Genomic DNA, 15,677 nt, shown 5'->3' with positions numbered 1-15,677 from the left:
AGCAGACCCTTTTTATTTTAATAGTTGTGCAATTCTGGCTTGAAGTTTTAACCACGTTCTGTGATCCATCAAAGGAAAACCTGCCCACTGTTTTTTAGGCTCAGTAATTGACTTTGTAACCCCACCACGAGCTGCAATAGTCGTAAATGGTGCAATTTCAAGATGCCCACTAGTTGCACTTTGTCCGCCCATTATAACATATTCATTCAAAATTGTTGAACCAGAAAGTCCTATTTGTCCGACTAATATACATCCATCTTTAATCACACAGTTATGCGCAATGTGCACAAGGTTGTCAATTCTAACCCCATTTCCAATCATCGTTGAGTTAAATGCGGCTCTGTCAATAGAAGTATTTGAACCAATTTCCACATCATTTCCAATAACAACATTTCCATTTTGATATATTTTAATATATTTACCCTCTTTGGTATTTGCAAATCCAAAACCATCCGAACCAATAACAGTACCTGCATGAATCATACAATCGTTACCCAAAATGCAATCTCGATAAATGGTAACGTTTGGGTAAATTGTACAATTATCTCCAATGCTTACATTATCACCAATAAAAGCACCTGGCATAATGGTACAATTTTTTCCAATGATACTGTTCACCCCCAAATAAACATTTGGCATAATGGTTGTATTATCACCAATAATAGGTTCTTTTCCCACCATATCAAACAATTTTGGTGCAAAAAGTTTCGAAGCATACGCCAATTTTAAATAGGGTTCATCACTGATGAGGGCAACGGTATTCTCTGGAACTTGCGAAGCAAACTCCTCTTTTACAAAAACAGCTGCTGCTTTGGTATTTTTTAAATCATTGATATATTTTTTATTCTCTAAAAAGCTGATTTCATTCTCATTAGCATCACTTAATGTATTTAATCCAGTGATTAAAACATCATTACTGCATTCTATATTTAAATTTTTTGAAATTTCATTGAGTGTCAAAGAGTATCCTTTTCATAAAAAAAAATGGCCTTTATTTGGTAAAATTGTACCAAACAAAGGCCTTTAAAATAATTAAAAGAAAAATATTTCTTTCATCTTTCCATTGCTACAACGCCACTTCTAACGATTTCCAATGGATTATATTTTTGCATGACCGTAATAAAATTAGCGATTCTGCTTGGGGCATCTGTTGCAGATATAAATATAGCATCATCGCTGACATTTTGAATAGACCCATGATATGCCCGTGCAATTACATCAATATTACTGATATCTTGATCAATTGGTATTTTGATTAAAACGGTATCTTTTTCTATCACATTGACATGTTCATTTACTTTTAATACGGGTATTAATTTATTTAATTGTTTTACAATTTGATCAATCACTCTTCGATCCCCATTGGTTACAATAGTGATTCTTGAGTATTGACTTTGAGGAATGGGAGCAACAGTCAAAGAGTCAATATTGTACCCTCTGGCTGAAAAAAGTCCTACAATTCTCGATAATACATTATCTTCATTCAAAACAATAACCGAAACAACTCTTCGTATCTCTTCACTGTCATAATAGTGGTTAAAATTATTCATTATTTATCTCCTACAAGTGTCATTTCATTTAAAGCATGTCCATTTGGAACCATCGGTAAAACGTTTTCTAATCTGTCAACCAAAACTTCAATCATGCATACTTTTTTACTGGCAATGGCATCTTTTAATGCAATATCAAAGTCCTCTTTGGTATGAACTTTATACCCTTTTCCACCAAAAGATTCAACCAATTTTATAAAATCAGGTTGAACAGATAAATCGGTTTCAGACAATCTGTTTTCATAAAAAAGTGTTTGCCATTGTCTTACCATTCCCAAATAATTGTTATTTAAAATAACGTTAATTACAGGCAATTCATACTCCGTACATGTCAATAACTCTTGAATATTCATTAAAATAGAACCATCTCCTGTGATATTAACACTGACTTTATCAGGGCATCCTCGTGCAACTCCCATGGCTGCAGGAAGTCCATATCCCATTGTTCCTAATCCACCACTCGTAACCCATTGTCTTGGGTATGAAAAAGGATAAAACTGTGCAGCCCACATTTGGTGTTGTCCAACATCCGTTGAGATAATGGCTTTATCCCCTAAAAGGTGTCCTATTCTTTCAACTACCCATTGAGGTTTTAACATATCACCCTCATTTTCAATGTATCGTAACGGCTCTTGCAGTTGATACTCTTTTAACTCATTAACCCAAGCTGTGTAATCTTTAAGTTCAACTTCTTGAATAGACTCTAAAAGACCCTCTAACACCAATTTTAAATCTCCAACAATAGGAAAATCAGGTTTCACCAGTTTATCAATTGAAGCTGGATCAATATCAATATGAACCACTTTTGCTCCTTTTGCAAATTGATCCAATCTTCCTGTTACTCGGTCATCAAATCTTGCTCCCAATGAGATTAAAAGATCGGTTTCATGAGCTGCCATGTTCGCTGCATACTCACCATGCATACCCAACATACCAAAAAGAAGCTCATTTTTATGTCCCATAACACCTCTGGCCATAAGCGTTTCTACAGCAGGAATATTGGCATGTTTTGCCAACTCTCTGATTTCGTGAGAACAGTTAGATAAAACTGCCCCTCCACCAATATAAATCAATGGTTTTTCAGACTCGGCAATAGCATCTATGGCTTTTTTAATTTGCTTTTTATTCCCTTTTGTCGTAGGTTTATATGTTGGCAAATTCACCTCTTTTGGGTATTCAAAATCTGCTTGATTGATCGTTGCATCTTTGGGAATATCAATATGTACAGGACCTGGTCGTCCTGTACTTGCAATATGAAATGCCTCTTTGATGATTCTTGACAAATCTTTTACATCTTTAACCAAATAATTATGTTTGGTACAAGGTCTAGAAATTCCTACTGCATCAATCTCTTGAAAACCATCTGTTCCGATAATTTGAGTGGGTACTTGCCCAGAAATAACAACCATTGGAATTGAATCCATATAAGCCGTTGCGATTCCTGTTACAGCATTGGTAAAACCTGGTCCACTTGTTACTATAGCTACTCCAACTTTTCCCGTTGCACGTGCGTAACCATCTGCTGCATGAATTGCAGCTTGTTCATGTCTTGTTAAAATATGTTGAAAATAATTTTGTTTATAGATTTCATCGTAGACATTCATTATAGCGCCACCTGGATAACCAAAGACAACTTCAGTACCCTCTTCTCTTAAAGATTCGATAACAATTTTTGCGCCTGTCATTTTCATAATAATATCTCCGTAATAAAATAATTTTGCATTTTACTTAACTTTCAATTAATTAAACTTTAATATAAGAAAATTAGATAATTGGTTTTATATTTATTTTATCCTTATTTGCATATAATAGGTCAAATTAGATTTAATAGGAGCTTTGTATGGATGTAAGTAGCATTAACAGTAATATTAATAATCTCGGCTCTGTTTCACAACAAAACACACAAGGTGTTCAATCAAATTCTAAAGTTCAATCAAATGAAAAAGATGCTTCAAATGTAACGATTAGTGAAGCAAATAAAGTTGAGAGAAATGCACTCTCTCTTTCTATAAAAGCACTTAATGAAGGCATTGCAACAACAAAAATTGCCCAAAATGGTTTGGATAAACAAGAAGAGATATTAAATACCATTGCAGTAAAACTTGAAACGATTAAGTCAGATGACACAACCGCTCAAGACAAAGCTACCATTAAAGATGAAATAAAGACTCTTATTGGTGAATTTAAACAAACAGCAGACACAACAAAGTTTAACAATAAAACATTATTAAATCAAGCAGCCGAGGATCAATATTTAAACATAACAACACCCAATGCAGATTTTTCAATTGAATTGCCCAATACAGCGAATATATCAAATCAATTAAAAATTTCATTCAGTCGAAATGATGTTGCAACAAAATTGGGAAATGAAGAGTTTTTATCAACAGTAAATGAAAATGCTCAAAAGATTGGAAATGCATCAAAAGAGTTAAAAAACATTGAAAAAAACATTGAAACGGTTGCCAGAGATACCATCCAAGAACAAATCAATGCTTACAATTCCAATGCCATTTCAAATAATGTTAACTTTGGGAAAGAGGCGCTAGACTTTTCCAAAACAAATGTTACATCACAACTTGGATTTTTAGTCTCATCACAAGCCAATACCGTTCAAACACAAAGCATAAGGCTCTTATCGTAAAAAGTGATTAATCGCTACACCTTCTCGTAGTCCATCGTCAAAAACGATGGACTCGTTTTTATTCAATACTTCAAAAATAGTTTTATAAATCAAAATCCCTACTTCAATAAACTCAACTCTGCCTTTTCCAACAAGTTGAGTCAACTCTTCTATGGGTTTTTTTTGAAACAGTTCTAAAACATCTTGTAAATCTGACATAAAGACTTTTGTACCGTTTATACGGTTTTTATCATACGCATATGCATCCAACCCCAATTTAACTGCAGCAACAGTTGTGGGTGTTCCCGCAGTTGCAACAAAGGTATATTGAGATAAATCCATATTCAAATGAGCCAAATAGGTTTTAATCTCCTTTTTCAATGCGTGTAACTCTTCTTGAACTTTAATTATATCATTATGCTTTTGTGTAAGAGTAACAATTCCAAAAGGAAAACTTTTTGCAAAAAATTCATCTTTATTGTGGATGATAATTTCTGTAGAACCACCACCAATATCTAAAACAATAAACTTTTCACTTTTTATCTTTTCTCTTTTTAAAGCATATTTTATGGCAAGCAGAGTTAATCTCGCTTCTTCATCTCCATCGATAATTTTAAATATTGCTCCAGTTTCTTCTTTAAACTTCTTAAGTACTTCTTGATTATTACTTGCAATTCTCATCGCAGCAGTAGTTACACAAACGGCATTTTTGGGTTCAAAATCTAAAAGTTTTGAAGCTTTTTTAATGGCAGCAATCACTCGGTTTTGTGCCTCATTGGAAATAAAACCACTTTTGATTAAACCATCTGCCATGCCAACCACTTCATGAAAATCATCTAAAATTTCATGATTGCTAAAATCATATTTTAACACCCTAAAAGAGTTCGAACCCAAATCAATAGAAATAACTTCTTGCATATTTTAAGGATGAGGAATTTTAATTTTTGAGTTAAGCAGATAGCCTATTACAATCATCGCAACCAAAACAACGTACTCATTTACGTATCCTGTCAACCAAATTAAATAGACAATCCATAAAAGAATGGCACCTAAAGGAGTGGGAACTCCTGTAAAATATTTTTCAACTTCACCAATATGAGCATTGATGTTAAACTGAATCAATCGTCTTAATCCAGATATAACATAATAGATAAAAGTAAAGGCTATAAAAAGTGTGTTTAATTCCAACTCCATGCCATCAAAAACTGCAAAAAAGATAAACATTGAGGGAACAACAACAAAAGATAAAAAATCTGCAAACGAGTCAAGTTGAACACCAAACTCTGTTGAAAGACCATATTTTCGTGCAATTTTGCCATCAATTATATCAAAAGCTCCACCCAACCAAGCGAATAAAGCTGCACCAAAAAACTCACCGTGGGTTAAAAAATATATTGCAAGAATTCCCGATGCAATATTAAAAAATGTGGCTAAATTAGCCAAGTTAAAATGATTTTCTTTGTTAAATAAAAAATCCATTGATTTCCTTTGTTAAATTGTGTATTTGTTTCTTCCACTCTGTTTAGATTTATACAGATTCTCATCGGCAAGTTTATAGAGCCTATTCCCTGATATATGCGTATGTGCTTCATAAATAATGGCCCCCATTGAGACAGAAACTACGTCCAATACTTTGCTGTTTTTGTGTTCAATATGTAAATCTACAACGGCATGATTGATATCTTTTAAACAGTGTTCCAAGATTTTTTTATTGGTATTAAATAAAACCACCCCAAACTCTTCTCCCCCAAGCCTAAAAACATATTCATACTCCTTGTCAAAGTAATTTTTCAAAACCATTGCAACACTTTTGAGTGTTTCATCGCCCATGTCATGACCATAGGTGTCGTTATATTGTTTAAAGAAATCAATATCCACCATAATAAAGGCACTTTGCCAATTGTTTTCATTGGAGATAAAAGGCAAGTTATCAAACACTGTATCAAAGTAATTTCTATTGTATAACGTGGTCATACCATCGGTAATGGCATCAAGTTTATACTGTTTATTTAAAACCGTTAATTGTGAATCTTTTTTAAATATACCAACTAAAATATATAAAATGGTCCCAAAAGAGAAGATACTTAAAATAATAAAACTATAAAGCAAATAATCTTTCATATCGGCATATTTTTGTAAAAAATCTTTTCTTTGTTTATAAGCTGCTTCTATCTCATAATCAATTAAAAAATTGATTTTTTTAATGGTTTTAATAAGATATTTACTGTTTGGTTTTTCAAAAGAGTGTAGAATATCACTGTTAATATCATCGACAACCACTCTTTCACTTTGGGTTTTATAACTGTTAAAATAGTACTCCCAATTTTTTTCGATTTTCTTTTGATCATTTTGAATATTGCATTTTTTATCTTCCAAACATATAATCATATCTTTGTAGGTGTCAATAATGGTTTGAAGTTTTAAGACAGGAACAAAGTTACCAAAATAGATATTATCAATTTGAGTTTTTAATTTGTCAATTTGAGATGAAAAAATAAAGGTTGTACCTATAAAAGTTGCCACTATTATAAAAAATAGAACAGCCAGCCTAAAAGTCGTAGAGTTTAATATCGTTTTCTTCATTGAAAAATTATATCTAAAATATCTTGAATTTTGTCACTCTTTTCATCTTCATGATTTAATTAGATTTAATTCATAATGTGATAAAATCGCGCTTTACGCAGAAAGGGTTTAAAATCTTGTTAAACATTAAAGACACACTCATTGGCTCAAGTGCCAAAAACGATATTTTATCAGGAATTGTTGTTGCCGTTGCATTGGTACCTGAAGCAATAGCATTTTCAATTATTGCAGGTGTCTCTCCCTTAGTGGGGTTATACACGGCATTTATTCTTGGTTTAATAACCGCCATCATTGGTGGAAAAGCGGGCATGATTTCAGGAGCGACAGGTGCCGTTGCTGTTGTTTTAGTTGGACTTGGAATAAAAGTTAAAGAAGCACTCCCTCCAAATAGTTTAGAAAATTTAAGCAACAGTGGTGAATTGTCCAATTATATTCTTCAATACATTTTACTTGCCACCATATTAGCAGGGATTTTTCAAGTTTTAACGGGTGTTTTTAGAATGGGAAAACTCATTCGACTTGTTCCCCAACCTGCCATGTATGGTTTTGTTAATGGCTTGGCCATTGTCATTGCAATGGCACAATTTCCTCTTTTTAAAGGGGAAGGATTAATCATGTATGTGCTTGTCATTGCTACTATGATGATTGTGCAATACTTTCCAAAAATTTCAAAAGCAGTACCTGCTGGTTTAACAGCAATCATTGTAATTTCCTTGGTGGTCATTGGTTTAGATTTAGACACCAAAAGAGTGGGTGATTTGGCTGATATTTCAGGAAACTTCCCAGTTTTTGCCATCCCAACTTTGCACATTAATTTTGACTCAATTATTACTGTACTTCCTTACTCTATCTTAGTTGCCCTTGTGGGAATGATTGAATCACTTCTTACTCTTTCAGTTTTGGATGAAATGGGTGGAAAGCGAGGCAGTGGGAACCAAGAGTGTATTGCACAAGGAACAGGGAATATTGCTTGTGGTTTCTTTGGAGGAATGGCAGGTTGTGCAATGATTGGTCAATCTATCATCAATTTTAGTAATGGTGGATGGGGACGACTCTCTTCTTTTACTGCTTCAATTTTATTGATTTTATTTGTGGTATCACTCTCAGGATACATTGCTATGATTCCCGTTGCTGTTTTAGTAGGAATCATGTTTATGGTGTCTATTGGAACGTTTGAGTGGGAGAGTGGCAACCGTATACGATACATGCCAAACTCAGATAAGTTTGTTTTAATTTCAGTAACGATTATTACTATTTTTGCAGATTTAGCCATTGCTGTTATTACAGGTATTATCATCTCAGCACTGGTCTTTGCTTGGAAACACTCAAAAGTACGTTCACGAGTCTACTCTGATGGTGCCAATACCAAAATATATGAATTTGATGGTCCTTTGTTTTTTGGTTCAACCACCTCATTTTTTGAACTTTTTGATTTAAAGCATGACCCAAAAAATGTTATTTTAGACTTTAAGGATGCCAGAGTTGTTGACATATCAGGTGTAGAAGCCATTGACGCAATTACCAAAAAATATAAAGAAGCAGGAAAGAGTCTTAGAATCAGACATCTAAGTGAAGATTGTAAACAAATATTAAAAGATGCTGGTCCTTTTTGTGAATACACAGAAGATGATCCAAAATATAAAGTTGCCATCGATTATTAAACTAAAACAGATAGAGAAAATCTATCTGTTTTAACCCATCAATACACTTCTCTTTCTCCAACTAATTTTTGATACTAATTTTATTTTTAATATCTTATGCTAGAATTTAAAGTATATTAGAAAAAAGAGCGTATATGTGGGTAAATAGATATCAATCTTCAAGCGCAATTTATGCAAAACTGGCTGAAAAATATGCACAGTTAGCTAAGATAGACGCTGAAGAACAAAAATCAAGTTATGACAAAGTTGATTCTATTGAAGCATCAGGCGTGCCAAAAAATCTTGATGCAAACGATTATCAAAGAGTATTACAAAAATTTAAAAACAGTGACTCGCAAGTACGTGCACACGAACAAGCTCATGCTTCAAGTGGTGCTGCCACAACCTCTGCCATACAGTACAATTATCAAACAGGACCAGATGGTAAACTTTACGCCGTAGGTGGAAGTGTCAGATTAGAGACCTCCATACCTAAAGATGAAAAAGCAGCAGCGTTTAAACTCAATCAACTGCAAAATGCAGCCTCCGCACCCAATAATTTAAGCGGCGCTGATGCACAAATTGCACGCACAGCTGTTTTAAACAAAATGCTCTTACAGCTCAAAGGAGATTCCAATGCAAATCAATAATGCCATGAGCAGTCTAAATGCAATGGTAGCTGCACAAGTACAAGTGGATCAATCCGCACAAATGATTGCTCAGGTTTCAAATGCCGTTGCCAGTCCAGAAACACAAGGTGCATCCCAAGAGTTAATCGATGCCATTACGTCGCAATTAACTGCAACCATCACCTATGAAGCCAATGGGAATGCCATTAAAACACAAAATGAAATCTCTGATATTCTTTTAAATATAAAGGCTTAAAATATGGATAAAATCAAAGTCGTATGTGCATCATGCCACAGTGTCAATTTCATACCCAAAAAAGAGAGTTATGCCAAAGCCAATTGTGGGCAATGCAAACATTCACTGCTTGACACAAAACCATTTGAACTGACTGAACTGAGTTTTGATAATGCCGTTGTAAATTCAGACCTTCCCGTTGTTGTAGATTTTTGGGCTCCTTGGTGTGGACCTTGTAAAATGATGGGACCGGTGTTTGAAAAAGTCAGTGCACAATTTCCTCTGAAAGCACGATTTGCCAAAGTCAATACAGAACAAGAACAAAACTTAGGAGCAACCTACAATATACGCTCTATTCCAACTTTGATTATCTATCAAAATGGTGTTGAAGTTCATCGAGTATCTGGTGCAATGGATGAAACAAACCTATCTCAGTTGGTGAAGCGCTTTATTTAGTTCTTTGAGTTGATTTTCATTAAAAACTTGAATACCATTTTTAAGTAGAAATTGTGCAGTTACGCCACTTTGTTCAATTAACTTCCCTTTAAAAGTGCCATCATATACTTTTTCATTTCCGCATGAAGGTGAATTTGCTTTTAAAAGTGCGATGCTAATACTGTTATTTTTACATAATTCCAAAGCTTTTTTTGCCCCTTTTAAGAATTCAGCTGTCACATCATCTCCATGACTGTTTTTAATTAAGAAGGGATCAAAAGATTGTATTTCACAAGGAGCACGAGGCGTGCTTAAACCACCTTCGATTTCTGGACAGAAAGTAAAAACCGTATGTGAAGCTAAAATCGATTGAAAAATATCAGAATCAATTTTATTGTTCAAACCATTATATTTTACGTTTTCGCCCAATAAGCATGAAGAGATTAAGAGTTTCATTCATTTATATCCAAAAACTCTTTTTGGAAAAATGTTGACGTTTGAATATTCATAAATGCTGCTTTCATAGAGATAAACATTTGAGGGTTCTCCTCTTCCATCTTTTCCAATAATTTTTTTGTATTCTCTCTGGCATGAGGCATTTTAATATCAAATCTCATTGCAGGACACGCTTCATCCCCAATAACAGCAATTTCATTGGCTTGAGCAAACGCTTTGAGTTGTCTTTCTCTACAAAAAATCAATGGACGTATCACTTCAATTCCATTTTCAGCTTTATAAATTGGTGGCATTGATCGCATAGCGCCATTGTATAAAAAGTTCATAAAAAATGATTCTATGGCATCATCTAAATGGTGCCCTAATGCCAATTTATTATACCCTTGTTCTAATGCAACCCCATACAAATACCCTCTTCTCATTCTTGAAAAAAATGAACAAAAAGAGGAGTTTTTTCTGATTTTTTCACCAGCGAGTTCAAAAATTTCGGTATCAATAATTTCATGCTCAATGCCATGTTCTTGACAATGTTTTGCTAAAAACTGAACTTCTTCACCCATCCCATAAGTTACCGTTACCGCTTTAAATTCAAAATGATAGGGTGCCACTTTTTTAATATGATTTAAAGAGTGTAAAAGAGTAGTAGAGTCTTTTCCTCCACTGAATCCAACCAATACTTTATCGCCTTCTTTAATGAGTCCGTATTGCGCATTGGTTTTACCAACCACTCCCGATATTTTTTTACTTAATGCTATCAATCTCTTTTATCCTAAATTTTTTTTGCGATTATATCAAAAAGTTCTCTGAATTCAAAATCCAAAAAAGTTTCATTGCGCAGGAACATCAAAACAGAGCTCTCTGTTTTCATTTTCAAATAATTTAACACCAAGATACAGTGAAAATTGTTCAAACAAATTCGCCAAAGGGTTATAAATCGCCAAACTGCTCCACGCATCAGGATACAGATGTCGCATATTAAGTAACTCTTTAGACATAGCTTCCCATGTAGTGTTAAAGTATGAAAGTTCTAAATCATACGCACTTTGGTCACAAATCTCTTCGAGAGTTTTATTCATACCATGCATATAACCCAACAAATACGCCGCATTTTTTAACAACATTTGTATTTGCAGTTTAAATGAAGCAAAAAGTTTATCCCTATCTTGATTGGTTCGATACGCCAATATCTCATTTTGCATATTAAAACGAACCTCTTTGATATTTTTGACCAAAGATTGCGCTAAAACAGTTGGGAAAAGTGAACGAGCCGCACTCTCTGAAGAGATATAATTGGCAATATATTCACCCCAACAAAGTTGTACCAAAGGATACGTAATTTGTTTCACCCCTTCGTAATGATGTTCTTTAATATCTTCAGGAAACAGATCTATTCTTTTATTGTTATCATGAACATGAACCAATTCATGATGAAACACATGTGCAGCATCTTCGTAAGTCATTAAACATGTTTTTTTACTTTTATGATTCAAACACTCAATAAAATCAGAACGCATCACTAAAACCATATCAAAATTGTTATCATGAGGCAAAATCACCACTTTGGCAAAAGAGTCGTTTTTTGTTAAATAGACACTATTATTTGTACTACTCTCTTTGCTTTTTGTGAGTGTTGCAATCTCTTCATTTAAATTGGGTGTTACGATGATTTTAATTAACCTTCGTAAATCAAGGTTAGAATACAAACCAAAAAGTTTTTTTATATTGTCTAAAATAAGTATGGATTCAACTTCACTTAATCCATCAATTTTAACATCTATATCAACTACCATAAGGCTTTTTCAAACTCCAAGCAGATATATTTCCATATCGATGATACGAATGGGAAATGGATTGTTCGGTAAAATAATTCAGCAATTCGATTCTTCCTTCCATAAATGGTTTGTTTCGGATAATAAAGACATTGTGCTCAACGGACAATTTAAAAATCTCTTCGGGCACTCTTGTAATATTACTGTATATTATTCTATCAAAATTCCCTATTGTTTCTCCAAAAAGTTCATCGTTTTGCAAAACAAAACGGTCATTTTTACCCAACAGTAGAGATTGATATTTTTCTATCAACATTTCAATTTCAAAATTACAAAAAGAGCTTAAGGTAAAATCAACATGAGCAATTTTACATGCAAAAACACGGCTAAATATCTCAAAAAGTTTATCCTCATTTGTGATACGAATCACCACGCTATTTAATGGAATATATCTAAAAATATTTGCTTCTCCTCTTAAATTAAAAGAGTCCACCTCTTGCGAAAACTCCTCTTGATAGTTTTGTAAATAACTGTTTAAAGCCCATTCAAGTTTTTCACACTCCTCAGAAGCAGTGTTGTGCTCTTTTTTAAGTTCATTTATAAAATCAAACAATGGATTGGAAAACTCTTTAACCATAGTCGGAAAAGCCTTCTCATTCACAGTTAAAAATTGTGTCACATAATTAAATGTTCCCACTTTTCTATTCGCTCCCACAGCAGATTTCCCAAGACCTCCAAAAGGTTGTCTTAAAACAATCGCACCCGTTGTGGTTCTGTTAATATAAACATTGCCCGCTTTAATGCTTTTTTTAAAATACTCTATCTCTCTGTCATCTAAGGACTCTAAACCAGCAGTGAGTCCATAACCCGTGGAATTGACAAAATCAACAGCTTCTTTAATATTTTTTGCACATACAACACTTAAAAGTGGACCAAAAAGTTCATTTTGAAAGCTAAAAGAGTCTGCTTTAACACTCCACTTAATGCAAGGATAAAGCATATACTCATTGGAAGGTTCAATTTTGGGTTTAAGTGCCCACTGTTCATCCTCTTCTAAAATGTTTAATGCTTTTTTTAAGTTACCACCAATTTGATTGGTTAAAGGTCCCATATGGTTTCCAAAATCCCAAACTGAGCCCACATTATAACTGCTGGCACAATCAATGAGTTTATCTTTAAATGCATCGTTATAAAAAAGTTCCTCTTCCAATACAAGTAAAGAGGTTGCACTGCATTTTTGCCCAGAGTTTAAAAAAGCACTCTCACACACATTTTTAATGGCTTGATCAGCATCACACAAGGAAGTAACTATCGTTGCATTTTTCCCACCCGTTTCTGCCGTTAAAAAAAGAGAAGGATTGGTTTTTAAGATTTCATATGCTGTAGTCTCTGAACCCGTTAAAATAACAAAATCAATAGCTTTATTGAGAATTAAATATTCGTTGGCAAAGGCACCACTGCACGGCAAAAATTGCAAAGTATTTTTAGAAATTCCTGCCTCCCAAAAACATTGACACACGGCATACGCACACAGTGTTGAGGCACTTGAAGGTTTAACAATAACTCTGTTTTTACACGATAAGGCTGCCGCAATTGAACCCGTAAGGATGGCAATAGGAAAATTCCAAGGAGCAATAATTACTCCCACCCCTTTCTCTTTCAATTCAATATTTCCTAACGTTTCAAACTTTTTTATGGCATACGGATAAAACTCAACAAAATCAATGGCTTCACTGACTTCTGTATCGGTTTGGCTAAATGTTTTTCCCACTTCACTGGCACTTAAGCCAATCAAATCTGCTCGCCTTTTTCTAAAATTTATGGCAACCTCTTTAAAAAGTTTATGTATGGCATCAAAACTCAATTTTGAGTAATCATCTGAATCATTTTTTGCCACCTCTAAAGCCGTTAAAATATCTGACTCATTGGCTTGTGCATATTTTCCCACAATAATGTGTTTGGGAAATTGTGATTTATCATACACCACTTTTAGCGATCTTTTTTCAATAAATTCACCGTTTGCAATGACAACTCCAATGGTATTTACATCATTGTTTGCCTCTTTTTTGTACTTTTTAACAATGTTGTTTGCCCAAATTTGATTATTGGGTAAAATAAAATCTGTATCGGGTTCATTATGAAACGTTTTCAAATCGTATGAACTTGAAACAAAGTGGTCGAAATTTTCATTCAATCGGTTTTGTACTCTTTTAGGCTTATTTGAAATGCCTTCTATATCTTGCAGTGAGTGAATAAAAAACTCTTTTTGTCTGTTCCATTCACAAGAATCAACTTCAAGCCCAAAAGAGTACTTAATGAAATTGTCATTGGAACTGTTTTCATCCAAACGTCTGACCAAATACGCAATCGCACTCGTAAAGTTTTTCGTTGAAACCACGGGAGCATAAACAATAATATCTTTGGTCAATGTTTTGATGGCAACACGTGTTGATTCAGACATTCCTTCAAGCATTTCAAAACTAATATTATCAAGTACACCCTTGCTTTTTGCTAACTCATATGCAAAAGCGAGTTCAAATATATTATGCGAAGCAATGCCAATATGAACGGCTTCCATGTTCTGTTTTTCAAGAGCATATAAAAGCATCTTTTTGTAGTGAGCATCCGTTTGGCTCTTCTTTTCAAATGTGGGTGTTGGCCAATTTTTTAAAGCCGAAGTGGTCAATTCCATCTCCATATTTGCACCTTTTACCAAACGCACTTTTAAAGGAACACCTCCTTGTCTTAAACGCTCTTTTGCCCACAAAGTCAGCTCTTTTAATACGTCATAACTCTCAGGGAGATAGGCTTGTAAAACCACACCTGCTCTGAAATCTTTAAACTCCTCTTTATTCAAAACTCTTTTGAGTACTTCAACCGTTATACGCAAATCTTTATACTCTTCCATGTCAAAATTGACAAACTTCATCTCCCATTCATTAAAAGAATTTAAAAAACAATTTTTCTTTGCTTGTCTGAAAATCAGAGCCACTTTATGCACCAAACGTTCAACGCAGTTTTCAAAATCTAAAGGATTGATTTGAGAATCAATGGTAGATATTTTAATAGAAATATATTCTATATTTGGGTTTCCCAAAGCTTGAATGTACTCTTCAACTCTTTTTGTCGCCTCTTTTTCTCCCAAAACAGACTCACCAATGAAATTAATATTGGTTGTAATGTCTTGATGCGCTTTCTTTTCTAAAAAATCATCGAGAAGTTCGGCATTGATTAAAAGATGTTTGGTTTCATCTTGTAAAATATTGATAAAAATAGGAACAGATACATCAGGAATATTTTTAGTTGAGTGCTGAAATATCCAAAGCAGTGCTTTTTGGGTATTAGAAAAGAAGTGTGCCAAGCCATACTTATTGAGTAAATAATCAATTTGATTGGCAATACGCTTATTGTTTGAGCTTCTAAAAGCTTGATCCAACAAAGCAATGAGAAAAACTTTGTCTTTTGGGTGACTCATGATACTTTTCATTTTAAGATGAAACTCTTTATCAAAATCAATATGTAACTTATTGGCGTAGTTTTGCCACGAACGGGCTAAATTAATTGCATTGGTTATTAAATGTTCATCTGATTTCATTTTAAAACCTTTATATGATTTAAAAACTATACAACACATAAGTAGCAACAAAATAGTTTTAGAACAAAAAAAACTAAAATAGAGAGATTTTTTTGACTACTGCTTCAAGTAAAGAATAGATTAAATAATATTTGATAATATAACACTACAAAAGAGGAGTTC

Annotated in this window: 15 protein-coding genes; 5 read left to right on the top strand and 10 right to left on the bottom strand. The window is 33.7% G+C overall.

Going from position 1 to position 15,677, the window contains the following annotated elements; genetic code table 11:
• Positions 1 to 12 precede the first annotated feature (12 nt).
• The 3 genes from lpxD to ACNI3C_RS10520 all read right to left on the bottom strand — a co-directional run bounded on the left by lpxD (position 13) and on the right by ACNI3C_RS10520 (position 3,241).
• On the bottom strand, positions 13 to 960 hold the full coding sequence (gene lpxD / locus ACNI3C_RS10530) for a UDP-3-O-(3-hydroxymyristoyl)glucosamine N-acyltransferase (protein ID WP_419769757.1): 948 nt from the start codon (positions 958 to 960) through the stop codon (positions 13 to 15).
• Positions 961 to 1,052: 92 nt separating this feature from the next.
• Positions 1,053 to 1,550, bottom strand: coding sequence for an acetolactate synthase small subunit (gene ilvN, locus ACNI3C_RS10525; RefSeq protein WP_419769756.1), 498 nt, complete (start codon positions 1,548 to 1,550; stop codon positions 1,053 to 1,055).
• Positions 1,550 to 3,241: an acetolactate synthase large subunit gene (locus tag ACNI3C_RS10520; RefSeq protein WP_419769755.1), complete on the bottom strand. Its 1,692-nt coding sequence runs from the start codon at positions 3,239 to 3,241 to the stop codon at positions 1,550 to 1,552. Before ACNI3C_RS10520 ends, ilvN begins: the two co-directional genes overlap by 1 nt.
• A 149-nt stretch (positions 3,242 to 3,390) precedes the next feature.
• Here ACNI3C_RS10520 and ACNI3C_RS10515 point away from each other — a divergent pair, with 149 nt between their 5' ends.
• Positions 3,391 to 4,194: a flagellin N-terminal helical domain-containing protein gene (locus ACNI3C_RS10515; RefSeq protein ID WP_419769754.1), complete on the top strand. Its 804-nt coding sequence runs from the start codon at positions 3,391 to 3,393 to the stop codon at positions 4,192 to 4,194.
• On the opposite strand, the gene ACNI3C_RS10510 is transcribed toward ACNI3C_RS10515, so the two are convergent.
• Genes ACNI3C_RS10510 through ACNI3C_RS10500 form a run of 3 tightly spaced genes read right to left on the bottom strand, consistent with a single transcriptional unit; the run spans position 4,186 to position 6,756 of the window.
• Entirely contained in the window at positions 4,186 to 5,091 is a 906-nt protein-coding gene (locus tag ACNI3C_RS10510; RefSeq protein WP_419769753.1) for a Ppx/GppA phosphatase family protein, read from the bottom strand. The genes ACNI3C_RS10515 and ACNI3C_RS10510 overlap by 9 nt on opposite strands.
• 3 nt (positions 5,092 to 5,094) lie before the next feature.
• Positions 5,095 to 5,652 (bottom strand): CDP-alcohol phosphatidyltransferase family protein, encoded by a 558-nt coding sequence (locus tag ACNI3C_RS10505; RefSeq protein ID WP_419769752.1) that lies wholly within the window; start codon positions 5,650 to 5,652, stop codon positions 5,095 to 5,097.
• Between the two features lie 12 nt (positions 5,653 to 5,664).
• Positions 5,665 to 6,756, bottom strand: a complete 1,092-nt coding sequence (locus ACNI3C_RS10500; RefSeq protein ID WP_419769751.1) for a GGDEF domain-containing protein — start codon at positions 6,754 to 6,756, stop codon at positions 5,665 to 5,667.
• Positions 6,757 to 6,872: 116 nt separating this feature from the next.
• Here ACNI3C_RS10500 and ACNI3C_RS10495 point away from each other — a divergent pair, with 116 nt between their 5' ends.
• The 4 genes from ACNI3C_RS10495 (at position 6,873) to trxC (ending at position 9,716) form a co-directional block, all read left to right on the top strand.
• The gene (locus ACNI3C_RS10495) at positions 6,873 to 8,417 is read left to right on the top strand and encodes a SulP family inorganic anion transporter (protein WP_419769750.1); all 1,545 of its coding nucleotides are present in this window, start codon (positions 6,873 to 6,875) and stop codon (positions 8,415 to 8,417) included.
• Between the two features lie 134 nt (positions 8,418 to 8,551).
• Positions 8,552 to 9,046, top strand: coding sequence for a putative metalloprotease CJM1_0395 family protein (locus ACNI3C_RS10490; RefSeq protein WP_419769749.1), 495 nt, complete (start codon positions 8,552 to 8,554; stop codon positions 9,044 to 9,046).
• Entirely contained in the window at positions 9,033 to 9,281 is a 249-nt protein-coding gene (locus ACNI3C_RS10485) for a hypothetical protein (protein WP_419769748.1), read from the top strand. Before ACNI3C_RS10490 ends, ACNI3C_RS10485 begins: the two co-directional genes overlap by 14 nt.
• A gap of 3 nt (positions 9,282 to 9,284) precedes the next feature.
• Positions 9,285 to 9,716, top strand: a complete 432-nt coding sequence (gene trxC / locus ACNI3C_RS10480; protein WP_419769747.1) for a thioredoxin TrxC — start codon at positions 9,285 to 9,287, stop codon at positions 9,714 to 9,716.
• Here trxC and ACNI3C_RS10475 read toward each other — a convergent pair.
• The 4 genes from ACNI3C_RS10475 to ACNI3C_RS10460 all read right to left on the bottom strand — a co-directional run bounded on the left by ACNI3C_RS10475 (position 9,687) and on the right by ACNI3C_RS10460 (position 15,515).
• A complete protein-coding gene (locus tag ACNI3C_RS10475; protein WP_419769746.1) occupies positions 9,687 to 10,151 on the bottom strand; it encodes a 2-thiouracil desulfurase family protein in 465 nt (154 codons plus the stop codon). The genes trxC and ACNI3C_RS10475 overlap by 30 nt on opposite strands.
• Positions 10,148 to 10,909 carry a tRNA 2-thiocytidine biosynthesis TtcA family protein gene (locus ACNI3C_RS10470; RefSeq protein WP_419769745.1) on the bottom strand — a complete coding sequence of 254 codons (762 nt, stop codon included), beginning with the start codon at positions 10,907 to 10,909 and terminating at the stop codon, positions 10,148 to 10,150. Before ACNI3C_RS10470 ends, ACNI3C_RS10475 begins: the two co-directional genes overlap by 4 nt.
• Positions 10,910 to 10,978: 69 nt before the next feature.
• The gene (locus ACNI3C_RS10465) at positions 10,979 to 11,941 is read right to left on the bottom strand and encodes a hypothetical protein (RefSeq protein ID WP_419769744.1); all 963 of its coding nucleotides are present in this window, start codon (positions 11,939 to 11,941) and stop codon (positions 10,979 to 10,981) included.
• Positions 11,931 to 15,515: a proline dehydrogenase family protein gene (locus ACNI3C_RS10460; RefSeq protein ID WP_419769743.1), complete on the bottom strand. Its 3,585-nt coding sequence runs from the start codon at positions 15,513 to 15,515 to the stop codon at positions 11,931 to 11,933. Before ACNI3C_RS10460 ends, ACNI3C_RS10465 begins: the two co-directional genes overlap by 11 nt.
• Positions 15,516 to 15,677: the final 162 nt, after the last annotated feature.

The sequence above is a fragment of the Marinarcus sediminis (SeqCode) genome, assembly GCF_048571275.1.
Lineage (GTDB): Bacteria > Campylobacterota > Campylobacteria > Campylobacterales > Arcobacteraceae > Marinarcus > Marinarcus sediminis.
The sequence above is the reverse complement of the archived record's forward strand: the minus strand, read 5'-3'. Positions and strand labels throughout refer to the sequence as shown.